This is a genomic window from Escherichia sp. MR (assembly GCF_005280595.1).
Lineage (GTDB): Bacteria > Pseudomonadota > Gammaproteobacteria > Enterobacterales > Enterobacteriaceae > Escherichia > Escherichia ruysiae.
Genome location: NZ_SZVK01000025.1, coordinates 25,574 through 48,882, shown reverse-complemented (window position 1 = coordinate 48,882; position 23,309 = coordinate 25,574). Strand labels below are relative to the sequence as shown.

The 23,309-nt window shown below is 50.6% G+C and carries 23 protein-coding genes and 1 riboswitch; of the genes, 13 read left to right on the top strand and 10 right to left on the bottom strand.

The features are described from left to right. Positions 1-63 precede the first annotated feature (63 nt). From FC814_RS12565 to dsbI, 5 genes are all read left to right on the top strand, one after another. The gene (locus tag FC814_RS12565; RefSeq protein ID WP_000831543.1) at positions 64-735 is read left to right on the top strand and encodes a DUF1190 family protein; all 672 of its coding nucleotides are present in this window, start codon (positions 64-66) and stop codon (positions 733-735) included. A gap of 5 nt (positions 736-740) precedes the next feature. Beyond that, entirely contained in the window at positions 741-1,901 is a 1,161-nt protein-coding gene (locus FC814_RS12560) for a glutathionylspermidine synthase family protein (RefSeq protein ID WP_000442852.1), read from the top strand. A gap of 484 nt (positions 1,902-2,385) precedes the next feature. Further along, positions 2,386-4,182 carry an aryl-sulfate sulfotransferase gene (locus tag FC814_RS12555; protein WP_137326011.1) on the top strand — a complete coding sequence of 599 codons (1,797 nt, stop codon included), beginning with the start codon at positions 2,386-2,388 and terminating at the stop codon, positions 4,180-4,182. An 18-nt stretch (positions 4,183-4,200) separates the two neighbouring features. Further along, entirely contained in the window at positions 4,201-4,869 is a 669-nt protein-coding gene (locus FC814_RS12550; protein ID WP_000040018.1) for a thiol:disulfide interchange protein DsbA/DsbL, read from the top strand. A 14-nt stretch (positions 4,870-4,883) separates the two neighbouring features. After that, a complete protein-coding gene (dsbI, locus tag FC814_RS12545) occupies positions 4,884-5,555 on the top strand; it encodes a protein-disulfide oxidoreductase DsbI (RefSeq protein WP_000511509.1) in 672 nt (223 codons plus the stop codon). A gap of 48 nt (positions 5,556-5,603) precedes the next feature. Here dsbI and ygiD read toward each other — a convergent pair whose 3' ends face one another. Beyond that, positions 5,604-6,392 carry a 4,5-DOPA dioxygenase extradiol gene (ygiD, locus tag FC814_RS12540; protein WP_010347856.1) on the bottom strand — a complete coding sequence of 263 codons (789 nt, stop codon included), beginning with the start codon at positions 6,390-6,392 and terminating at the stop codon, positions 5,604-5,606. A gap of 142 nt (positions 6,393-6,534) precedes the next feature. Here ygiD and zupT point away from each other — a divergent pair, with 142 nt between their 5' ends. Then, positions 6,535-7,308, top strand: coding sequence for a zinc transporter ZupT (gene zupT / locus FC814_RS12535; RefSeq protein WP_000115866.1), 774 nt, complete (start codon positions 6,535-6,537; stop codon positions 7,306-7,308). A gap of 57 nt (positions 7,309-7,365) precedes the next feature. Here the strand turns inward: zupT and yqiD are convergent, their stop codons facing one another. Then, positions 7,366-7,536, bottom strand: coding sequence for a protein YqiD (gene yqiD / locus FC814_RS22850; protein WP_000469260.1), 171 nt, complete (start codon positions 7,534-7,536; stop codon positions 7,366-7,368). 263 nt (positions 7,537-7,799) lie between these two features. Further along, positions 7,800-8,453 carry a 3,4-dihydroxy-2-butanone-4-phosphate synthase gene (gene ribB / locus FC814_RS12530; RefSeq protein WP_001076997.1) on the bottom strand — a complete coding sequence of 218 codons (654 nt, stop codon included), beginning with the start codon at positions 8,451-8,453 and terminating at the stop codon, positions 7,800-7,802. A gap of 103 nt (positions 8,454-8,556) precedes the next feature. Next, a riboswitch (FMN riboswitch) is annotated at positions 8,557-8,726 on the bottom strand. Positions 8,727-8,847: 121 nt separating this feature from the next. On the opposite strand from ribB, the gene ubiK reads away from it, so the two are divergent. After that, positions 8,848-9,147 carry a ubiquinone biosynthesis accessory factor UbiK gene (ubiK, locus tag FC814_RS12525; protein WP_010347865.1) on the top strand — a complete coding sequence of 100 codons (300 nt, stop codon included), beginning with the start codon at positions 8,848-8,850 and terminating at the stop codon, positions 9,145-9,147. A gap of 34 nt (positions 9,148-9,181) precedes the next feature. Here the strand turns inward: ubiK and glgS are convergent, their stop codons facing one another. Continuing rightward, entirely contained in the window at positions 9,182-9,382 is a 201-nt protein-coding gene (glgS, locus tag FC814_RS12520) for a cell surface composition regulator GlgS (RefSeq protein WP_010348753.1), read from the bottom strand. Positions 9,383-9,648: 266 nt separating this feature from the next. Here glgS and FC814_RS12515 point away from each other — a divergent pair, with 266 nt between their 5' ends. From FC814_RS12515 to ibsE, 3 genes are all read left to right on the top strand, one after another. Further along, positions 9,649-10,278 carry an OB-fold-containig protein gene (locus tag FC814_RS12515; RefSeq protein ID WP_000599919.1) on the top strand — a complete coding sequence of 210 codons (630 nt, stop codon included), beginning with the start codon at positions 9,649-9,651 and terminating at the stop codon, positions 10,276-10,278. Positions 10,279-10,304: 26 nt separating this feature from the next. Further along, positions 10,305-11,966 (top strand): flotillin family protein, encoded by a 1,662-nt coding sequence (locus tag FC814_RS12510; RefSeq protein WP_000341010.1) that lies wholly within the window; start codon positions 10,305-10,307, stop codon positions 11,964-11,966. Positions 11,967-12,204: 238 nt separating this feature from the next. Further along, on the top strand, positions 12,205-12,264 hold the full coding sequence (gene ibsE, locus FC814_RS12505) for a type I toxin-antitoxin system Ibs family toxin (protein ID WP_001387082.1): 60 nt from the start codon (positions 12,205-12,207) through the stop codon (positions 12,262-12,264). Positions 12,265-12,383: 119 nt separating this feature from the next. Here the strand turns inward: ibsE and hldE are convergent, their stop codons facing one another. The 3 genes from hldE to ygiF are packed head-to-tail and all read right to left on the bottom strand — an operon-like array spanning position 12,384 to position 18,029. Further along, a complete protein-coding gene (hldE, locus tag FC814_RS12500; RefSeq protein ID WP_000869176.1) occupies positions 12,384-13,817 on the bottom strand; it encodes a bifunctional D-glycero-beta-D-manno-heptose-7-phosphate kinase/D-glycero-beta-D-manno-heptose 1-phosphate adenylyltransferase HldE in 1,434 nt (477 codons plus the stop codon). 47 nt (positions 13,818-13,864) lie between these two features. Next, positions 13,865-16,705 carry a bifunctional [glutamate--ammonia ligase]-adenylyl-L-tyrosine phosphorylase/[glutamate--ammonia-ligase] adenylyltransferase gene (gene glnE / locus FC814_RS12495; protein ID WP_137326010.1) on the bottom strand — a complete coding sequence of 947 codons (2,841 nt, stop codon included), beginning with the start codon at positions 16,703-16,705 and terminating at the stop codon, positions 13,865-13,867. 22 nt (positions 16,706-16,727) lie between these two features. Further along, a complete protein-coding gene (gene ygiF / locus FC814_RS12490) occupies positions 16,728-18,029 on the bottom strand; it encodes an inorganic triphosphatase (protein ID WP_137326009.1) in 1,302 nt (433 codons plus the stop codon). A gap of 241 nt (positions 18,030-18,270) precedes the next feature. Here ygiF and FC814_RS12485 point away from each other — a divergent pair, with 241 nt between their 5' ends. Both FC814_RS12485 and cca read left to right on the top strand, forming a co-directional pair. After that, complete coding sequence (locus tag FC814_RS12485) at positions 18,271-18,891, top strand: TIGR04211 family SH3 domain-containing protein (protein WP_001125317.1); 621 nt, start codon at positions 18,271-18,273, stop codon at positions 18,889-18,891. Between the two features lie 63 nt (positions 18,892-18,954). Then, positions 18,955-20,193, top strand: a complete 1,239-nt coding sequence (cca, locus tag FC814_RS12480; RefSeq protein ID WP_137326008.1) for a fused tRNA nucleotidyltransferase/2',3'-cyclic phosphodiesterase/2' nucleotidase/phosphatase Cca — start codon at positions 18,955-18,957, stop codon at positions 20,191-20,193. Between the two features lie 162 nt (positions 20,194-20,355). On the opposite strand, the gene bacA is transcribed toward cca, so the two are convergent. Together bacA and folB are read right to left on the bottom strand one after the other, a co-directional pair. Next, positions 20,356-21,177, bottom strand: coding sequence for an undecaprenyl-diphosphate phosphatase (gene bacA / locus FC814_RS12475; RefSeq protein WP_001305111.1), 822 nt, complete (start codon positions 21,175-21,177; stop codon positions 20,356-20,358). 90 nt (positions 21,178-21,267) lie between these two features. Further along, positions 21,268-21,636 carry a bifunctional dihydroneopterin aldolase/7,8-dihydroneopterin epimerase gene (folB, locus tag FC814_RS12470; RefSeq protein ID WP_010347879.1) on the bottom strand — a complete coding sequence of 123 codons (369 nt, stop codon included), beginning with the start codon at positions 21,634-21,636 and terminating at the stop codon, positions 21,268-21,270. Positions 21,637-21,740: 104 nt separating this feature from the next. Here folB and plsY point away from each other — a divergent pair, with 104 nt between their 5' ends. Continuing rightward, positions 21,741-22,358, top strand: a complete 618-nt coding sequence (gene plsY, locus FC814_RS12465; protein WP_001272794.1) for a glycerol-3-phosphate 1-O-acyltransferase PlsY — start codon at positions 21,741-21,743, stop codon at positions 22,356-22,358. 12 nt (positions 22,359-22,370) lie between these two features. On the opposite strand, the gene ttdR is transcribed toward plsY, so the two are convergent. Next, positions 22,371-23,303, bottom strand: coding sequence for an L-tartrate utilization transcriptional activator TtdR (ttdR, locus tag FC814_RS12460; protein ID WP_000935221.1), 933 nt, complete (start codon positions 23,301-23,303; stop codon positions 22,371-22,373). Between the last annotated feature and the right edge of the window lie 6 nt (positions 23,304-23,309).

The following is a 23,309-nucleotide window of genomic DNA, read 5'->3' as shown; positions in this document are numbered from 1 at the left end:
TTCAATTTCGACCAGCCATCCTCTATTCTGATGGGTATTTACCACTGGTCCCGGAAGACAAAAATGAAACGGACAAAATCCATACGCCACGCATCGTTCCGCAAAAACTGGAGCGCACGCCATCTGACACCTGTTGCTCTCGCGGTTGCCACTGTTTTTATGCTGGCAGGCTGTGAAAAGAGTGATGAAACAGTGTCTCTGTATCAAAATGCTGATGATTGTTCAGCGGCAAACCCAGGCAAAAGTGCAGAATGCACCACTGCGTACAATAATGCGCTGAAAGAAGCGGAACGTACTGCGCCGAAATACGCCACCCGTGAAGACTGTGTTGCTGAATTTGGCGAAGGTCAATGCCAGCAGGCACCTGCTCAGGCTGGCATGGCGCCAGAAAACCAGGCGCAGGCTCAGCAATCCAGCGGTAGCTTCTGGATGCCGCTGATGGCCGGTTACATGATGGGACGTCTGATGGGCGGCGGCGCGGGCTTTGCGCAACAACCGCTGTTCTCTTCGAAAAACCCGGCCAGCCCGGCTTACGGCAAATACACTGATGCCACCGGTAAAAACTATGGCGCAGCCCAGCCAGGCCGCACCATGACCGTACCGAAAACAGCCATGGCGCCGAAACCAGCCACCACCACCACCGTTACCCGTGGCGGCTTTGGTGAATCTGTTGCCAAACAAAGCACCATGCAGCGTAGCGCAACCGGCACTTCCTCTCGTTCAATGGGCGGCTGATACCGATGGAAAGAGTCAGTATTACCGAGCGCCCGGACTGGCGCGAGAAAGCTCACGAGTACGGTTTCAATTTCCATACCATGTACGGTGAGCCGTACTGGTGTGAAGATGCTTACTACAAATTGACTCTCGCCCAGGTTGAAAAGCTGGAAGAGGTCACCGCTGAACTACACCAGATGTGCCTGAAAGTGGTGGAAAAAGTGATCGCCAGCGACGAGCTGATGACCAAATTCCGCATTCCAAAACACACCTGGAGTTTTGTGCGTCAGTCATGGCTGACGCACCAGCCATCGCTTTATTCGCGTCTTGATCTGGCGTGGGATGGCACTGGCGAACCTAAACTTCTGGAAAATAACGCCGATACGCCAACGTCACTATACGAGGCGGCGTTCTTTCAGTGGATCTGGTTGGAAGATCAGCTTAACGCGGGCAACCTGCCGGAAGGCAGCGACCAGTTTAACAGTCTGCAAGAAAAGCTCATTGACCGTTTTGTCGAGTTGCGTGAGCAGTACGGCTTTCAGTTGCTGCATCTCACCTGCTGTCGCGACACAGTGGAAGATCGTGGCACCATTCAGTATTTGCAGGACTGCGCGACCGAAGCTGAAATCGCCACCGAGTTTCTGTACATCGACGATATCGGTTTAGGCGAAAAAGGTCAGTTCACAGATTTGCAGGATCAGGTCATCGCTAACCTGTTCAAACTGTATCCGTGGGAATTTATGCTGCGCGAAATGTTCTCCACTAAACTTGAAGATGCTGGCGTGCGTTGGCTGGAACCGGCGTGGAAGAGCATTATCTCCAACAAGGCGCTTCTGCCGCTGCTGTGGGAGATGTTCCCGAATCACCCGAACCTGCTGCCCGCTTATTTTGCGGAAGATGATCATCCGCAAATGGAAAAATATGTGGTTAAACCGATCTTCTCCCGTGAAGGCGCAAACGTGTCGATCATTGAGAACGGTAAAACCATTGAAGCAGCGGAAGGTCCGTATGGCGAAGAAGGGATGATTGTTCAGCAATTCCATCCACTACCGAAATTTGGCGACAGTTATATGCTGATTGGAAGTTGGCTGGTGAACGATCAACCTGCCGGAATTGGGATTCGTGAAGACCGAGCATTAATCACCCAGGACATGTCACGGTTTTATCCGCATATTTTTGTTGAATAATACTGTTCAAAATTGCCCCGTTTACTGGGGCAATTTATTATAATCCGCAAATCATCACTCCCACCTATATATAATCAACTACATCTATTATCTTTATTTAACATTAATTCCTAATTTAATATTAGATCGTCATATGTAAGCGATATTGTAATTAAATTAACTAATAAAACCACATAGTAACTTGTTGTTTTATATGTTTATTTATAACTTTTATTGCACCAAGAATAGATTTAATAATTAAAAAACAATGTCGCTGGGATCACACTACACAATATTGAATATTGTTATTGATATATTGCCCCCCTAGTATCGACTAAAAGAAAATATTTGTTACAGAGAAATACAAAAATCTAAATCAAGTAAAAAAGCATTTATAACAACTATTAGAAATACACTTTCATTCGTCAAATTAATTTATTAGTACCATCTCAACAGTCGATATTCATCATTATTATATATTTGCGTTATATAAGGAGATATATCCATGTTTGATAAATATAGAAAAACTCTGGTAGCCGGAGCTGTGGCGATAACTCTGGGTTTGTCAGCATCAGGGGTGATGGCAGCAGGTTTTAAACCTGCACCACCTGCCGGGCAACTCGGCGCAGTCATCGTTGATTCCTACGGTAATGCTCCTCTGACTGCTGTGGTTGATTTAGATAGCCATGCCATTTCTGACGTCAAAGTTACCGTCCACGGGAAAGGCGAAAAAGGCGTTGAAATCAGCTATCACGTGGGTCAGGAGTCACTAAAAACTTACGATGGTGTACCGATTTTTGGTCTTTACCAGAAATTTGCTAACAAAGTAACCGTTGAGTGGAAAGAAAACGGTAAGGCCATGAAAGATGATTACGTGGTGCAGACTTCCGCCATCGTCAATAATTACATGGATAACCGCTCCATCTCCGACCTACAGCAAACCAAAGTTGTTAAAGTCGCGCCAGGTTTTGAAGACCGCCTCTATCTGGTTAATACCCATACCTTTACTGCGCAAGGTTCCGACCTCCACTGGCATGGTGAGAAAGATAAAAATGCCGGGATCCTCGATGCGGGTCCGGCAACCGGCGCACTGCCTTTTGATATCGCGCCATTCACCTTTATCGTCGATACCGAAGGTGAATACCGCTGGTGGCTGGATCAAGACACCTTCTACGATGGTCGTGACCGCGATATCAACAAGCGTGGTTATCTGATGGGCATCCGCGAAACGCCACGCGGCACCTTTACCGCAGTACAGGGTCAGCACTGGTACGAGTTCGACATGATGGGTCAGGTGCTGGAAGATCATAAACTGCCGCGCGGATTCGCTGACGCCACTCATGAATCCATTGAGACGCCAAATGGCACGGTACTGTTGCGCGTAGGTAAGAGTAACTATCGTCGCGATGACGGCGTACACGTCACCACCATTCGTGACCATATCCTCGAAGTCGATAAATCTGGTCGCGTTGTCGATGTATGGGATCTGACGAAGATCCTCGATCCGAAACGCGATGCACTGCTCGGCGCGCTGGATGCAGGTGCAGTTTGCGTTAACGTTGACCTTGCCCATGCAGGACAACAGGCAAAACTGGAACCAGATACACCGTTTGGCGACGCTCTGGGTGTAGGGCCAGGCCGTAACTGGGCGCACGTTAATTCCATCGCTTATGACGCAAAAGATGACTCAATTATTCTCTCCTCTCGTCATCAGGGCGTAGTGAAGATTGGTCGTGATAAGCAAGTGAAATGGATCCTTGCGCCATCGAAAGGCTGGGAAAAACCACTGGCTAGCAAGCTGCTGAAACCAGTTGATGCTAACGGTAAACCTATTACGTGTAACGAAAACGGTCTGTGTGAAAACTCAGACTTCGACTTTACCTACACCCAGCATACCGCCTGGATTTCCAGTAAAGGTACGCTCACTATCTTTGATAATGGCGACGGTCGCCATCTGGAACAACCTGCCTTACCAACCATGAAATATTCCCGCTTTGTGGAATATAAGATTGATGAGAAGAAAGGCACCGTTCAGCAAGTTTGGGAATACGGTAAAGAACGTGGCTACGATTTCTATAGCCCAATCACCTCTATCATTGAATATCAAGCCGACCGCAACACCATGTTTGGCTTCGGTGGTTCTATTCATTTGTTCGATGTCGGGCAGCCAACCGTCGGTAAGTTGAACGAAATAGATTACAAAACCAAAGAAGTGAAAGTGGAAATCGACGTGCTGTCTGATAAACCCAACCAGACTCACTATCGTGCGCTGTTAGTCCGTCCACAGCAGATGTTTAAATAATTAAGAAGGGAATAAAAAATGTCGAAATTAGGGATCTCATCACTGTTTAAAAGTGTACTGCTGACCGCAGCTCTGGCGGTTTCATTTACCGCATCTGCATTCACCGAAGGCACGGATTATATGGTTCTGGAAAAACCGATTCCGAATGCTGATAAAACGCTGATTAAAGTGTTCAGTTATGCCTGCCCGTTCTGCTACAAGTATGACAAAGCAGTGACTGGCCCTGTCTCTGAAAAAGTGAAAGATGTCGTTGCTTTCACGCCTTTTCATCTGGAAACCAAAGGTGAATACGGCAAACAAGCAAGCGAAGTATTTGCAGTATTGATCAATAAAGATAAAGCAGCAGGCATTTCCTTATTTGATGCTAACTCTCAGTTTAAGAAGGCCAAGTTTGCCTACTACGCGGCATATCACGACAAAAAAGAACGCTGGTCTGACGGCAAAGATCCCGCTGCCTTTATCAAAACCGGTCTGGATGCCGCAGGTATGAGCCAGGCGGATTTTGAAGCAGCACTGAAAGAGCCAGCGGTACAAGAAACACTGGAAAAATGGAAAGCCTCTTATGAAGTCGCCAAAATCCAGGGGGTTCCGGCCTATGTCGTTAATGGTAAGTACTTGATCTACACCAAGAGTATTAAATCCATTGATGCGATGGCAGACCTTATCCGCGAGTTAGCAAGCAAATAACAGGGAAACAGGCTATGGGTATTAAGGGAATGTGGAAAGACCTACGCACATCACCGGTGAACACGCTGGTCAAATGGCAGGAACAACGCTTTTTGTGGTTGTTAATGGCCGCTGCGATGGGCGCGCTGATTATCCTCGCGCACTCGTTCTTCCAAATCTATCTCTACATGGCACCATGCGAACAATGCGTTTACATTCGCTACGCCATGTTTGTAATGGTTATTGGAGGATTGGTTGCGGCGATCAACCCGAAGAATATCGTCCTTAAGTTGATTGGCTGCGTGATGGCATTTTACGGCAGCATTATGGGACTGAAGTTTTCACTCAAACTGAACGATATCCACCATGCGGTGCATAACCCGGATCCCGATTCACTGTTTGGCGTACAGGGTTGCTCTACCGATCCCACTTTCCCCTTTAACCTGCCGCTTGCACAGTGGGCACCAAACTGGTTCAAACCGACCGGAGATTGTGGCTATGACGCGCCAATCGTTCCCGATGGCGTCACACTGAGTAGTATGCAGCAGTGGTTTGTAGAGATGTATCAGCAATCTGAAGGCTGGTATCTGCTACCGCCGTGGCACTTTATGAACATGGCACAGGCCTGTATGTTGGCTTTTGGTCTCTGTTTATTACTGCTGCTAGTGATGAGCGGCGCATGGGGACTCAAGCTGCTGCAAAAGTAAGGTAACGAGAACCGAAGCCAGCAATGTGGCTTCGGTTCTTCTCATCTTTTAGCCTACCTGCACCGACAACATGCTTAAACTGCCCATCTCTATACCATCAACCGGAACAGTCACCGGCTCCTGACCATCCCACGCACCTAACACATACAACAGTGGCAGAAAGTGTTCCGGTGTTGGGTTCGATAACGCCCCACCTTCATGGTCGAGGTAGTTCACTAGTGGATGCTCTTCAACCGCCCCTTGCCACGTCAGATTCGCTTTCACATACTCATTGAACGACATCGCCCACGGGTACGGTGAACTATCGCCATGCCACTTCACCGTGCGCAGGTTATGCACCACGTTGCCACTGGCAACTAACATTATCCCTTCATCGCGCAGCGCCGCCAGCTTACGTCCCATTTCGAAATGCCAGGCGGCGGGTTTAGTACTATCGATACTCAACTGCACCAGCGGGATGTCAGCGTCAGGATACATCTTAATCAGCACGCCCCAGGAACCGTGGTCAAAACCCCAGGCTTCTTTATCTAGGGTAACAGGTACTGGCGCCAGCAATTCGACCAGTCGCTGTGCCAAAGCAGGTGAACCCGGAGCCGGATAATGCGTTTCGTATAACGCCTGAGGAAAGCCGCCAAAGTCATGAATTGTCGGTGGCGTTTCCATTGCTGTTACTCCCGTGCCACGGGTAAACCAGTGCGCAGAAATAGCGACTATCGCTTTCGGGCGCGGCAATGTCTCGCCTAGCCGCTGCCAGGCCTGGGTATATAAATTATCTTCCAGCACGTTCATCGGGCTACCGTGACCTAAAAACAATGCTGGCATACGCGTTGAAGACATGATGATATCCTTAATTGAAGGTGTCATTTTGATATCCTCACAATACGCTTGTTCGGTGGGCGAAGAACCCAGATAACCATGATGATCATCATCAGTTATTTTGAAGCTCCACCTGAAGTTGAAGAATTATAAGGAGTTGTCGATGTCAGTACCTCTCATTCTGACCATACTGGCGGGGGCAGCCACGTTTATTGGCGCGTTTCTCGGCGTTCTTGGACAAAAACCCTCAAACCGACTGCTGGCGTTTTCGCTGGGATTTGCGGCGGGAATTATGTTGCTCATCTCATTAATGGAGATGCTTCCTGCCGCATTAGCCGCCGAAGGGATGTCGCCTGTGCTGGGCTACGGTATGTTTATCGTTGGTTTGCTGGGCTATTTTGGCCTGGACCGCATGTTGCCACATGCTCACCCGCAGGATTTAATGCAAAAATCAGTGCAGCCGCTACCAAAATCAATCAAGCGCACTGCTATTCTGCTCACTCTGGGTATCAGCCTGCATAACTTCCCGGAAGGGATTGCCACCTTTGTCACAGCGAGCAGTAACCTGGAGCTGGGCTTTGGTATCGCTCTGGCAGTGGCGTTGCATAATATTCCTGAAGGTCTGGCGGTTGCAGGCCCGGTTTACGCGGCAACGGGGTCTAAACGCACCGCAATTCTGTGGGCAGGGATTTCTGGACTGGCAGAGATTCTCGGTGGTGTTCTGGCGTGGTTAATCCTCGGTAGCATGATTTCTCCAGTGGTAATGGCAGCAATCATGGCGGCGGTTGCAGGTATTATGGTCGCACTTTCCGTTGATGAGTTAATGCCATTGGCTAAAGAAATTGATCCCAATAATAACCCCAGCTATGGCGTTCTATGTGGAATGTCAGTGATGGGGTTCAGTTTAGTACTGCTACAAACGGCAGGAATTGGTTAAAAACGGCTTCAGATGTTGTCCGGCGCATGGACAACATCTGCAAACATCACAAAAGCCCTATTCCAGCTTTTCTGCTGCCTCTTCTCTCGCACTGTTTAAGTATTTGTTCCGCGCTTCCAGCAGTGCGTCTCTGTCCTGGCGGAACGCCCGACAATAACGTTTCAGATGCAGGAAATAACCCACCACAGCCAGCGCAATCAATACAATCCAGTACCAGGCGATAAACATCCTTTTTACCCTTAACATTTAACATTACTAAACATTTGGCGCATAAATTTCACATATCCTTTTTCGGATATATTCATATGGTCGCATAATAACGAAACAATTATATGATTTTGATCATAATGAAAAAGGTTGCCTGATATTAATGAAATTTTCTCATAGAAAGAGAAGCGGAATTAACATATTGCATAATGAAGGCAAAATAAAAACCGAAGCCAGCAACAACTTCGGTTTCTTGATTAACGCGGTAAATTAAGCAGCGATTTTCAGCTGGCTTTACGCTCATGTGCCTGACGATAAGCCACCAAATCTTCGATGGTAACCAGTGCCATATTGTGTTTATTCGCAAACTCGATGCACTCTGGCGCACGCGCCATGGTGCCATCATCATTCGTCAACTCACACAGTACACCTGCCGGTTTAAAGCCTGCCAGCGTCATCAGATCAATAGTCGCTTCAGTATGACCACCGCGAGTCAGTACACCACCTGCCTGCGCGCGAAGTGGGAAAACGTGGCCCGGACGATTCAGATCTGACGGTTTCGCGCCATCGGCAATAGCAGCACGAACGGTTGTAATACGATCAGCGGCAGAAACACCGGTAGTCACACCTTCAGCAGCTTCAATGGTCACGGTAAAACCGGTGCCATAGGCACTGGTGTTATTTTCCACCATCATCGGCAGATCAAGCTGTTTACGACGATCTTCGGTGATACACAGGCAAACAATACCGCTACCGTGGCGAATGGTCAGCGCCATCTGCTCAACGGTCATCGTTTCTGCCGGGAAGATCATATCGCCTTCGTTTTCACGGTCTTCATCATCAAGCACCATTACACCGCGTCCTTCACGCAGCGCAGCCAGTGCATTTTCAACACGTTCGAAAGGCGTACCAAAAGAGGAAAGTAGCGTCTGATTCATGGTAAAAAAACCTCACTAAAATTATGGTTACCAGAATCAGGGCAGTCTTAGGAGTGGCGGCTTATAGCCAAAATAACGTGAGCGGGTCCATGCCCGACAGAATCGTTACTCTCTCCCATCCGGACTTTAACCGTCGGCCCCGGAATTACACCGGATCTGCTGTCCTTTGAGTTTGCACCCAAAGCGCTCGCGGGCTTTCAACTATGTTCATAAGCAATGTTCATACGTTGATTTACCGCCGGTGGGGAATTTCGCCCCGCCCTGAGAATAAGCGGATTCACTATAACGCTAATGATTAGCGGCGGCAACGCATAGGTTCACATAATTCTGGTTTATGCCTTACCCTTATCGCACTACAATGGCACTTAACACCTATCAGTACAGGGAAACTACAATGATTGACCCGAAAAAAATTGAGCAAATCGCTCGCCAGGTTCACGAATCAATGCCTAAAGGAATCAGGGAGTTCGGGGAAGATGTGGAGAAAAAAATCCGCCAAACCCTCCAGGCGCAGCTGACGCGTCTCGATCTTGTGAGCCGTGAAGAATTCGACGTTCAGACGCAGGTTCTGTTACGGACCCGTGAGAAACTGGCGTTACTGGAACAGCGCATCAGTGAATTGGAAGCGCGCAATAACCCGGTAGCAGAAGTTCAGTCTCCTCCAGCTATCCCACCCGTTGATAAAGCAGAATAAAGCAACACAAAAACGGGCCAAATGGCCCGTAATATCAATGTTCTAATTCCAGTTCTTTTGACTGTGTCATCCGCTGGCAATACCAGGCATAGCGGGCGCAAAACCAGGTCCGATGTTCTTCATCCATATTACCGGTGACGGCCAGAATATCGACCGGGCGGCCTTCAGAATGCATTCTGGCAAAACTACGCGCCAGGAAATCGAAATTATTTAAAGAATTAAGACTATGATCCATAAGCACATCCTCCGGTTATCGCATACCTTTTAAGGCTATATGCTTTTTCTGATTTCAGTATTCCCTAATCAGTGTAGTGCCTTTAAACATAACGTGCGTAAATATATTGTTTAGGATCACACTTTTTCTAAAAATAAAAAATAACATTAAAGGACTTCTCCTTTTAAGAACTCACTAACATATGTTATTATTAGTCATAGCAAATGTAAGCAAGGAAACCATACCATAATAAACAATGCGTCACTGAATGGACGATGGAGTGACTGATGATTTTATTTGCCGACTATAACGCACCTTATCTTTTCGCTATTTCCTTTGTACTATTAATCGGTCTGTTGGAAATTATTGCCATTATCTGTGGCCATATGCTCTCTGGCGCTCTTGATGCACATCTTGATCATTACGATTCCATAACCACAGGTAATATTAGTCAAGCGTTTCATTATCTCAATATCGGAAGGCTGCCAGCCCTCGTCGTCCTCTGCCTGTTAGCCGGTTTCTTTGGACTGCTTGGCGTTTTGCTACAGCACACCTGCATCTTGCTCTGGCAAGCCCCACTCTCGAATCTGTTCGTTGTTCCAGTCAGTTTACTGCTCACCATTATCATGGTGCATTATACCGGCAAGATAATTGCCCCCTGGGTTCCACGTGACCATAGCTCTGCTATTACCGAAGAAGAATATATTGGCTGCATGGCATTAATTACCGGTCATCAGGCAACTTCAGGTCACCCCTGTGAAGGAAAACTCACCGATCAATTCGGTCAAACACACTATTTATTACTGGAACCTGAAGAAGGTGATTTTTTTAATAAAGGTGACAAGGTGTTAATTATTTGCCGGCTTTCTTCAACGCGGTATTTAGCTGAAAAAAACCCCTGGCCAAATATATTATAAACATTTAATTAAAAGGAAATTTAGTAATGGATGATATTGTTAATTTAGTGCCTTCCTGGATGTTTATGGCGATTGTTGCCGTATGCGTTCTATTTATTATTGGTATTATTTTCGCGCGACTTTATCGTCGGGCATCTGCCGAGCAGGCATTTGTCCGTACCGGATTAGGCGGACAAAAAGTGGTTATGAGTGGCGGCGCAATTGTTATGCCGATCTTCCATGAAATAATCCCTATCAATATGAATACATTGAAACTGGAAGTCAGTCGCTCGACGATTGATAGTTTAATTACGAAAGATCGTATGCGTGTCGATGTCGTGGTCGCTTTCTTCGTGCGGGTAAAACCGTCGGTAGAAGGCATCGCCACCGCCGCTCAGACGTTAGGGCAACGAACCTTATCGCCGGAAGATTTACGGATGCTGGTCGAAGATAAATTCGTCGATGCTCTGCGTGCCACCGCAGCACAAATGACCATGCATGAGTTACAGGATACACGCGAAAACTTCGTTCAGGGGGTGCAAAATACCGTTGCAGAAGACTTGTCGAAAAACGGTCTGGAACTGGAAAGCGTGTCACTTACCAACTTTAACCAGACCTCTAAAGAACATTTTAATCCGAACAACGCCTTTGACGCCGAAGGTTTAACCAAGCTGACGCAGGAAACAGAACGCCGTCGCCGCGAGCGTAACGAAGTTGAACAGGATGTGGAAGTCGCAGTACGTGAGAAAAACCGTGATGCGCTGTCGCGGAAGCTGGAAATTGAACAGCAAGAAGCGTTTATGACACTTGAGCAGGAGCAGCAGGTTAAAACCCGCACCGCAGAGCAGAATGCGAAAATTGCGGCTTTTGAAGCTGAACGTCGTCGTGAAGCAGAGCAGACGCGTATTCTGGCTGAACGGCAAATTCAGGAAACAGAAATCGACCGCGAACAGGCCGTGCGCTCAAGAAAAGTTGAGGCCGAACGCGAAGTTCGCATTAAAGAAATCGAACAGCAGCAGGTCACCGAAATCGCCAACCAGACGAAATCGATCGCTATTGCGGCCAAATCGGAACAGCAGTCACAAGCGGAAGCGCGTGCCAACCTCGCACTTGCAGAAGCGGTAAGCGCCCAGCAAAACGTGGAAACAACCCGTCAGACCGCCGAAGCCGATCGTGCCAAGCAGGTTGCTCTGATTGCCGCAGCACAAGACGCGGAAACCAAAGCGGTCGAACTGACCGTCCGCGCGAAAGCTGAAAAAGAAGCCGCAGAGATGCAGGCGGCAGCAATCGTAGAGTTAGCTGAGGCAACACGTAAAAAAGGCCTGGCGGAAGCGGAAGCACAACGTGCATTGAACGACGCTATCAACGTACTTTCTGACGAACAAACCAGTCTTAAGTTCAAGCTGGCGCTGTTGCAGTCTCTTCCTGCAGTAATCGAGAAATCCGTAGAACCGATGAAGTCTATCGACGGTATTAAAATAATTCAGGTGGATGGACTGAATCGTGGAGGCGCTACGGGTGATGCGACATCAGGCTGCGTTGGTGGGGGTAATCTGGCAGAACAGGCGTTATCAGCCGCCCTTTCTTACCGCACACAGGCACCGCTTATTGACTCTCTCCTCAATGAAATCGGCGTTTCAGGCGGTTCGCTGGCGGCATTGACTTCACCATTGACTCCATCGATACCCATCGCAGATAACGTAGAGTAAATCTTCTTATATCCACATCCCTGGCTCAAAAAGCCGGGGATTTTTTATATCTGCGTTCCGCTAAAAAGTGCAAATGATCAGCTTGTTACAGCGTTTTGCGAGTCGACTCGGGGAAGGTAAAACTGCATCAGAAAAAGCATTGCGCGGGGTCTGCCGCTCATCAACAATCGGGGAGTCAGTAAGGGGCTGAAACGGGAAAGCCCCTCCCGAGGAAGGAGCCTTACAGAAGGAAAGGGTTATGATGAAGTTCGTCATCATACTGGTTGTGTTGTTACTGTTAAGTTTCCCGACTTACTAACAACTCATCAGAGGAGGGAGAAATCCTCCCTTACCCTTGTTCCTTTACTTTAGGTTGAAAAAACAACAGCGTCAATAGGCCTGCCAGGTACGAAACGAGATCTGTGAACCGCTTTCCGGTTAGCCTTTTTTATCCTGTTGGATCTTCTTGATGATATTGGTCGTCGAGCAACCGTCTTCAAAGTTGAGCACCAGCACTTCACCGCCGTTGGCCCAGACTTCTTCACTCCCGGCGATCTCTTCCGGTTTATAGTCGCCGCCTTTCACCAGCAGATCTGGCAAGATGCCGGCGATCAGGCGCTGCGGCGTGTCTTCTTCAAACGACACCACCCAGTCGACAGCTTCCAGTGCGCCCAGCACAATCATACGCTGTTCGAGCGGGTTAACCGGACGAGAATCCCCTTTCAGTCGTTTGGTGGAAGCATCGCTGTTCACTGCGACAATCAGGCGGTCACCCAGTTTGCGGGCGTTTGCCAGATAGGAGACATGCCCGGCATGTAGGATGTCGAAGACACCGTTGGTCATCACCACTTTTTCGCCGCGTTTACGCGCCGCCGCTACAGCCAGCTTCAGTTCCTCTTCGGTCATCACGCCAAAGCCGGTGTCCGCACGTCCACGCACCGCGTTTTCCAGCTCAATGGGAGAAACCGTGGATGTCCCCAGTTTGCCGACCACTACGCCCGCCGCCGCATTGGCAAAGAAGCAAGCTTCTTCCAGCGAATTACCCGCCGCCAGCGTTGCCGCCAGTACGCCAATTACCGTGTCACCCGCACCGGTAACGTCATACACTTCCTGCGCCTGGGTTGGCATATGCAGCGGCGCTTTACCCGGTTGCAGCAGCGACATACCCTGCTCTGAACGGGTCACCAGCAGCGCAGAAAGTTCGTAATCGGCAATCAGTTTCATGCCACGTTCAACAATCTCTTCTTCGGTCTTACATTTACCGACAACGGCTTCAAATTCTGAGAGATTTGGCGTCAGCAGCGTAGCGCCACGGTAACGTTCAAAATCGGTGCCTTTTGGATCAATCAGCACCGGAACGCCCGCCTTACGCGCCAGTTGGATCATCTGCTGCACGCTTGCCAGCGCACCTTTGGCGTAGTCAGAAAGCACCAGCGCGCCAATCGAACTTAGCGCCTGATTAATCCGCTCATGCAGCGGCTGCGGATCAACACCTTCGAAACCTTCTTCGAAATCCAGGCGGATCAACTGTTGGTTACGGGAAAGCACCCGCAGTTTGGTGATGGTCGGATGCGTTGGCACAGAAACGAAGTCGCATTTTACGTTGACGTCCGCCAGTGATTTACTCAGCGCACGCGCCGCATCATCAATACCGGTCAACCCGACCAGGCGAGCGTTAGCACCAAGAGAAGCGATGTTCATCGCCACGTTGGCTGCGCCGCCCGGACGTTCTTCAATGGTATTAACTTTAACCACGGGCACCGGCGCTTCCGGCGAGATACGGCTGGTGGGACCGTACCAGTAACGATCCAGCATCACATCACCAACCACCATCACTCCTGCACGTTCAAACTCTGGCAGCGTTACTTTCATTCCTGTCTCCTGAGAGATTCAAAATTTGCGCGCGATAATATCACACTTCATTCCTCCACCAGCCACTTCTGCCAGCTTGCCCGCACCAGTTCACGCTCTGCGGTGAAGCACTCATCCGGCACATGACCCGGTAATTCCTGTAACGCCAGATGATGAAGTTCATCGCGCAGCGTCGTGTAAGCACGGGTCAGCGCCATCGCTTCCTGCTCTTCCATAATGTCGTTTTGCGCCAGCAGTTCCAGAATGCGCACGTTGTCTGACCAACGCGTTAACTTCGGTTTTTCATGAGCGTAGCGCAACACCAGATATTGAGTAATAAATTCGATATCGGTAATTCCGCCTTCATCGGCTTTGATATCAAAGCGATCGCGATGTTTATTGCCGAGATGAGCGCGCATTTTCTCACGCATTTCCCGTACTTCCGTTTGCAGAGTTTTACTTTCACGCGGCAGCATCATAATTTCCCGACGCACCGCGTCAAAGTGCGCAGTGAGCTGTGGATCGCCATATACCACACGCGCACGAACCAGTGCCTGATGTTCCCACGTCCAGGCCTCGCTTTTCTGATAATCGGCAAACGCTTCAGCGGATGTCACGAGCATTCCCGCCGCCCCGGACGGACGCAGCCGCGCATCCACTTCGTACAAAATGCCGGAAGAAGTACGCGTACTGAACAGATGCATAATGCGTTGCGCCAGACGCAGATAAAATTGCCGCCCGTCGATTTCCCGCTCGCCGTCGGTCATCACATCCATCGGGCAATCATGGAGGAAGATAAGGTCAAGATCGGAACTGTAACCTAACTCCCAGCCACCCAGCTTACCGTAGCCGACCACCGCAAAACCACGACCTTCGCGTTCGTTCAGGTGATTCGGTTTACCGTAGCGGGCGACCATTTGAACCCACGCCTGCTGAACGACAGCACCTATCATGGCTTCCGCCAGCCAGGTTAAGTGATCGCTCACTTTCATCACCGGTAGCGTACCGGCGATATCCGCTGCGGCGATGCGTAACAGCTGCGCCTGTTTGAACTGACGCAGCGCCTCAAGCTGTTGCTCTTCGTCATCTTCCGGCACGCGCAGCAAATACTGGCGCAACTCATCGCGGTAGGCATCGGTCGCCGTCGGTTGGTAGAGGGTATTTGGATCGAGCAGTTCATCCAGTAATAATGGATAACGCGCCAGTTGGCTGGCAATCATCGGCGATGCGGCACACAGAGAAATCAAATGCTTAAGTGCCGCCGGAAATTCACTAAGCAACTCAAGATAAGTGGTGCGAGTAACAATCCCCACCAACAAGGCGGTAATACGCGACAGCGTGACAGCAGCGTCTTCACGCGCACAGACATCACTTAGCAAATGTGGCATCAGATGGTCGAGCACCTGACGTCCTCGCGGCCCGATGGTGCGCTTATCCAGCTCTTTGCGGAAATCGGCAATCAGCGTTAGCACCTGTTTGCGATCATCCTCGCTAAGATGCGCCAGCACTGGCGTGGTGTCATCTTCCTGCAACGCATCCTGCCACAGCTCACGCCACTGTTCCGACAGCGACTCTTCCTGAGTTTCACTTTCGTCGTCGCCAATCAATTCATTAAACACCCGGCGCACATTGGTCATATGTGCGGTCAGCGCCCCGGTCAGTTGCGGCCAGTCAGCAAAGTCCATCGCCCACGCCAGCCGCGCACGGTTAAGCTCATCAGCGGGAAGCGTCTGGGTTTGTTCGTCGTTAATGCTTTGCAGTAGGTTTTCCAGACGCCGCAGGAACAGATATGCCACTCGCAATTGTTCGGCATCATTTTCAGAAAGCAGATGCAGTGCGGCAATCGCGCTGAGTGTCGGCAGTAAAGAGCGCGATTGCAGCGACGGTTCACGTCCGCCGCGAATGAGCTGGAACACCTGGACGATAAATTCAATTTCGCGAATACCGCCCGCGCCAAGTTTGATGTTGTCGGTCAAACCGCGTCGACGCACTTCACGGGCAATCATCCCTTTCATGTTGCGCAGCGACTGGATGACGCTGAAATCGATGTAACGGCGGAAAACAAACGGACGCAGCATCGCACGCAATTCGTTAGCATAGACGCCATCGCTATCGCCCATAATCCGCGCCTTGACCATCGCATAACGCTCCCAGTCGCGCCCCTGCTCCTGGTAATAATCTTCCAGCGCCGCAAAACTCAACACCAGCGGGCCGCTTTCGCCAAACGGACGCAGACGCATATCCACGCGATAGACAAAGCCATCTTGCGTCGGTTGATCCAACACTTTAATCAGCCGCTGGCCCATGCGGGTAAAGAACTGAGCGTTATCCAGTTCGCGGCGTCCGCCCTGCGTACAGCCATGTTCCGGCCAGGCAAAAATCAGATCGATATCTGAGGAGAAATTCAGTTCCCCACCGCCCAGCTTACCCATGCCTAAAATCAGCAGCGGTTGCGCTTCGCCCTGCGTATTGCACGGCGTTCCCCACTCGCGGCAGCAGGCTTCATATAGCCAGTCACGCGCCGTGACAATCAGCGTCTCCGCCAGATGGCTGAGCTGCTGCAAAATGCTCTCTTCAGTCACCAGCGCCAGAGTTTGCGCCCAGGCGATGCGCACCATAATGCGCCGCCGGAATAGCCGCAGCTCGCGCATTAAACTGACTTCATCGCTTACATCACTGAGCGCCTTCTGCAACCATGCAGCGTAATGCTGCCATTCGTCGGCCTGCGGCGGCTGGCTTTCCAGTTCCGTTAGCCACTCTGGATGCGCAATTACGCTGTCCTGCACAAAATCACTAAAAGTAAGTACTGACTTCGCCTGTGTGCTAAGTGATTCCTCGGCTAAAGGCGCTGGCAGCCGCTCAACAACGGTCTGCCAGTACTGCTGTAACGGTGAAGAGAGCGGCTTCATAAGCGATTTTATCCTTGCCTGATTAACGTTTTCCGCTGTGCAACCAGAACGGTTCCTGATTGTTTGCCTCATTACGGAAATGTTCAATTTCGATGCGTTGCCCGGTCGCAATAGCGTGATGCAGCCCCTGCCAGTTCTCCAGCCAGGCTTGCGCGACGACAGGATTGTAGTAACCCGCCAGCAACAGTATTGAGTCAATATCTCGTGTCAGGCGTGGCAACTGGTCACGGTAGCGATCGCCCAACGGCTGGCAGAAAACGCATTTCAGTTCAGCGGCATGGCGGGAAAGATGGATATCGGCAAAGCGTTTGAAGGAATCGCTCATTTTACTCTGCGCTTTGGCATCTAAAAACGGCTGCCAGGCTTTGCTTACCAGCCATTCGGTCAACGCCAGTTTCGCCATCGCCGTTTCGGTAGAGTAGACCGCCGTCACGGCAGAAACCGCAGACGCAATCGTCGCTTCGCATTGGGTCAGCAGGTCACGTAAGTGAGTGCTCGCTTTTCTTGGCACAATACCACCGAACAGCATCAGCGTATGGCGAACAAGACCGATGGCTGCCAGCACCTGCTCTTTCGCCGCATCGTTGCCGCGCACCCACAGCTCTTCATGATATTGCCATTGCGCTAACGCCAGCTCCAGCGCCGCTTCCAGCCCCTGTTCCACATCGGCTTTTGCCGCAACATGCAGAATGGTGGTGGGTTTGATTTCACGCGTGGGATTGCCCTGCGCCAGATGATAGCCACGCGCTGCTTTACTCAGGCTGCCCTGGCGTAATCCGGTTTGCGATACCAGTTGGTTCGCCAGTTTCAGCACCGCGCGCGTTTCACCGCTAAGCAGCTCCAGTTCCAGCTCACAGATAGGTTCAGCAAATTCACCGGCTTTCACCTCGCCCTGATCGAGAGCGATTTCAATCTGGCTGCCATCGACCTCCACCAGCCATTTTTCGCGATAAAAATCGGTGCTGAACAGCGGCTGCACGCAGGACGCGAGATCGGCAGGTAACTCACCGTTTGGCCAGACTTCCGTCGGTAACTGCGCCAGATCGAGCGTCGGTTCACTCAACGCCACGTTATATTCCGGGCGCTGGTGCAATCCGCCCGTTACCCGTCCGGCAACTTTCATGGTCATCTCATAGCGACCGTTTTCGCCACGAATACGCAGCCCCATGTCGTGCCCACGCAGCCAGTTATCCGGCGTTTCGTAGTAAATGTTCAGTAACTGCACGGGATCATGATGCTCGCCGCCCAGCGTATTGAGATGGTCACGCAACGCCTCAACGGCACTGTGATTAACAATAAACTTTAATTCGATTTCCTGAGCCATGGCCTTTACTTATCGGTTATGTCACATAAGTGACGATGAACGGCGAACTAAATGCGATCTTTTTTGTCAGTAGATAGTATTTTGCGCCAAATTGCCATGCAACGAGCATTTTGACGGGCGTAAAAGTTTGAGACAGTGGCAAAAGCTGACACAGAGGATTCTGATTGATACCGAATGCTTTGCGCAGCAACACTGATGCCACTACTATCGTTCCACTTTCCATGACAATAACGACAGCCTGATGCCAAAATTACGCCTGATCGCACTAACTTTACTCGCGCTTAGCGCCACTGCCGTCTCTCACGCGGAAGAAAAACGCTATGTTTCTGACGAACTGAATACCTGGGTTCGCAGTGGTCCGGGAGATCATTATCGCCTCGTGGGCACCGTGAACGCCGGTGAAGAAGTGACATTATTACAAACTGACGCCAACACCAATTATGCCCAGGTGAAAGACAGCTCCGGCCGTACCGCCTGGATCCCGTTGAAACAACTGAGTACTGAGCCAAGCCTGCGCTCCCGCGTGCCAGATCTGGAAAATCAGGTCAGAACTTTGACCGATAAGCTCACCAATATCGATAACACCTGGAATCAGCGCACCGCAGAAATGCAGCAAAAAGTGGCGCAGAGCGACAGTGTGATCAACGGGTTAAAAGAAGAAAATCAGAAGCTGAAAAACGAACTGATTGTCGCGCAGAAAAAAGTCGATGCCGCCAGCGTTCAGCTGGATGACAAACAGCGCACCATCATCATGCAGTGGTTTATGTATGGTGGCGGCGTGCTGGGACTTGGCTTGCTGCTCGGTCTGGTACTGCCGCACCTGATCCCAACGCGCAAACGTAAAGATCGCTGGATGAACTAAATCGCCTTCTTCGTTGCACTGTCTTATTATTAGGAATTGTGTATTTGACGAAGGGATGATGGCGTGAAGATTTATCTGGTCGGTGGTGCTGTTCGGGATGCATTGTTAGGGCTACCGGTCAAAGACAGAGATTGGGTGGTGGTCGGCAGTACGCCACAGGAGATACTCGACGCGGGCTACCAGCAGGTAGGCCGCGATTTTCCTGTTTTTCTGCATCCGCAAACGCATGAAGAGTATGCGCTGGCACGTACCGAACGGAAATCCGGTTCCGGTTACACCGGTTTTACCTGCTATGCCGCACCGGATGTCACGCTGGAAGATGATCTTAAGCGTCGCGATCTGACCATTAATGCGCTGGCCCAGGACGATAACGGCGAGATTATCGACCCGTACAACGGTCTGGGCGATCTGCAAAATCGTCTGTTGCGCCATGTTTCCCCCGCTTTTGGCGAAGATCCGTTACGCGTACTGCGCGTGGCGCGTTTTGCTGCGCGTTATGCCCACCTTGGTTTTCGTATTGCCGATGAAACTCTGGCGCTGATGCGCGAGATGACCCACGCGGGTGAACTGGAACACCTGACACCTGAACGGGTATGGAAAGAGACGGAAAGCGCCCTCACCACACGCAATCCGCAAGTTTTCTTCCAGGTATTGCGTGATTGCGGCGCACTACGCGTTTTATTCCCGGAGATCGACGCGTTGTTTGGTGTCCCCGCTCCGGCGAAATGGCACCCGGAAATCGATACCGGTATTCACACCTTAATGACGCTCTCAATGGCGGCGATGCTGAGTCCGCAGATCGATGTCCGTTTCGCAACTTTATGCCACGATCTCGGTAAAGGACTGACGCCCCCAGAGCTTTGGCCGCGTCATCACGGTCACGGTCCGGCTGGCGTGAAGTTAGTGGAGCAACTGTGTCAGCGTCTGCGCGTGCCTAATGAAATCCGCGACTTAGCTAAACTGGTGGCGGAGTTTCACGATCTCATCCACACCTTCCCAATGCTGAACCCAAAAACCATCGTCAAATTATTTGATTCCATTGACGCCTGGCGTAAACCGCAGCGTGTCGAGCAACTGGCGCTGACCAGCGAGGCTGACGTGCGCGGCAGAACCGGTTTTGAATCGGCGGACTACCCGCAAGGCCGCTGGTTGCACGAGGCCTGGGAAGTGGCACAGTCAGTACCAACAAAAGCCGTCGTTGAAGCGGGATTTAAAGGTGTGGAGATTCGCGAGGAGCTGACCCGACGGAGGATTGCGGCGGTAGCCAGCTGGAAGGAACAACGTTGCCCAAAGCCTGAATGAGTATAAAACTAAACGTTAGCACGAACCGTCCCCTCGCCCCTTCGGGGAGAGGGTTAGGGTGAGGGGAACAGACCAGCACCGGTGCGAACAATCACCCTCACCCCGGCCTTCTCCCTACAGAGCGAGGGAGAAAACCAGGCCTGCTCCCGAACCTTTTCTCAATCAAAAGAACACAACGTACACCGCAGCCGCCACAATAAAGCGATAAATGGCGAACGGGATAAACGAAATGCGCTTAATCAATTGCAGGAAGGTTTTAATCGCTATCAGCGCCACCACAAAAGCGGTGATAAACCCAACGGCAAACATCGGGATATCGCCGGTTGTCAGGAAGCCCCAGCTTTTGTAGAGATCGAGCGCCGTTGCGCCCATCATCATAGGCACCGCCAGCAGGAACGAGAACTCGGAAGCAGCGTAACGGCTCACCCCCATCAGCATCCCACCTGAAATGGTCGCCCCGGAACGGGAGAAACCCGGCCACAGCGCCAGACACTGGAAACAGCCAATCATAAACGCCTGACGATACGTCATATCATCCAGACCCGGCGCACGCGGCTCTTTCGGCTTCAGGCATTCAGCGGCAATCAGCAACAGACCGCCAACAACCAGCGCATACATCACATTTATCGGGTTAAACAACGACTTAATCGTATCGTGGAACAATAGCCCCAGTACCACCGCCGGGATCATCCCCAGCAAAATGTGGATCAGCGTTAACCGACCTTTGCTTTCTCCTTCGTGCTGCAACGGACGCCCAAAGTGAATGCCAATCAGACCAAACAGACGCCGCCAGAACATCACTACTACCGCCAGAATTGATCCTAACTGGATCACGACTTCAAAGGTTTTCGCCGTGTCGCCCTCAAATCCCAACAAATGACCGACAATAATCATATGGCCCGTGCTGGATACCGGCAGAAATTCTGTCAATCCTTCGACCACACCCAATATTGCCGCTATCAGCAGCGAGTGCATATCGCTCATCAATAAACCCCTAAATTATAAAAATGTACCGCTTGTCCGAACTACTGCAGTATGACCAGGTTATAACCGTTTGGTTTAACAGCTGTAAAATTAATTATTTTCTTTCAGATTATTGCCACGCTCAATGATGACGCCAACATTCGCCGCACGCGCCACTGCGCCTGGCTTGCTGAGTTTGATACGCACCCACGGCGAGTTAAAGCGAGTCAACAGCAGCTCCGCCACCTCTTCCGCCACGCGTTCCACCAGTGCAAAACGCGCGCCCTCGACGTGGCTGACCACCGTTTCGGCAATGTCAGCGTAGCTGAGACAATCCGCCACATCATCGCTTTTCGCCGCTTTACGGTTATCCCACGCCATTTCGATATCGAACACCAACTTCTGTTCGATGGTCTGTTCCCAGTCGTAAACACCAATAGTGGTGATTACCGAAAGTTGCTCTATAAATACAATATCCATCACGTCCTGCCTGCTTTTTGGCTAACCGGATACCACTTCCGGCGAAATGTGCGTATTATCCACAGATTCATCGTTGAACACGAATTTTCAAAACGGAACAGCTTATGAGTGCAATCGCGCCTGGAATGATCCTCATCGCGTACCTCTGCGGCTCCATTTCCAGTGCCATTCTGGTTTGCCGCTTGTGTGGGCTGCCCGATCCGCGAACCAGCGGCTCCGGCAATCCCGGCGCCACCAATGTGTTACGTATCGGTGGCAAAGGAGCAGCCGTAGCAGTGCTGATTTTCGACGTTCTGAAAGGAATGTTACCCGTCTGGGGCGCGTATGAATTAGGTGTCAGCCCCTTCTGGCTAGGCTTAATTGCCATCGCCGCCTGTCTTGGACACATCTGGCCGGTTTTCTTCGGTTTTAAAGGGGGAAAAGGCGTTGCCACCGCTTTTGGCGCAATCGCACCAATTGGCTGGGATTTAACGGGTGTGATGGCGGGAACCTGGCTGTTAACCATTTTACTCAGCGGTTATTCGTCGCTGGGAGCGATTGTCAGCGCACTGATTGCTCCGTTTTATGTCTGGTGGTTTAAGCCACAATTCACCTTTCCGGTTTCTATGCTCTCTTGCCTGATCTTGCTGCGTCATCATGACAACATCCAGCGTCTGTGGCGTCGCCAGGAGACAAAAATCTGGACGAAATTTAAAAGAAAGCGCGAAAAAGATCCGCAGTGATTTCTGGCAGGTTTACAAAACCTGATAGCCTTCGGCGGGCTTGCCCAGCCGTTGCTGGCACCACGCCGCCAGAAACTCTACGCAGACGCGCAACTTCATACTGCGATAGAGTGGCTCCCGATAGACAGCCCAGATATTGGCGCTTTGTGCATATTCCGGCAATACTCGCACCAGTTTACCACTCTCCAGAAACGGCAGCACATCCCATTCGGAACGCAGCATAATCCCTTTACCTTCCAGCGCCCATTGCAGCACAATCTCACCGCTGTTGGAGGAAAGATGCCCGCTTACCTTCACCGATTTTTTCTCCTGACCGTTCCCCAACTCCCATATTCCGTGGGTCATATCGCGCTCTTTGGTCACCAGACAGTCATGACGACTTAATTCCTGTAAGGATTGTGGCTGGGAATATTTTTGCAGATACTCAGGTGCTGCGCATAATATTCTTTTATTTTTTGTCAAAAGATGCGCAATATAATAATCAGGGATTTCATCATTAATACGAATATCCAGATCAATATTATCCTGCACTAAATCAATTTGCCGATCGAACAATTCAAAATGCACCTGTAACTCAGGGTAATTGCGCATCAGTTCGGTAATGGCTGGTGCAATATAACTGCGCCCAAAACCAAAACTACAGCCAATACGAATCATCCCCTCCGGGCGCGTTTTGATTTGCGTGACGTCATCGACCAGTCGCTGATATTGGGTGAGGATTTCCAGCGCATGTTCGTAACAACGTTGGCCACTTTCAGTCAGTGCCACGCCGCGAGCGGAGCGGTTAAGTAGCGTCGTTGCCAGCGTGTTTTCAAGGATTTGGATTCGTTTGGTGACAAATGCGGGCGTCTGCCCAAGCGTCGCCGCTGCGGCACTAAAACTGCCGCTATGGACGATTTCTACCAATACCTGCAAGTCTTTGGCTAAAGGCCAACTATTCAGCATCGTTAA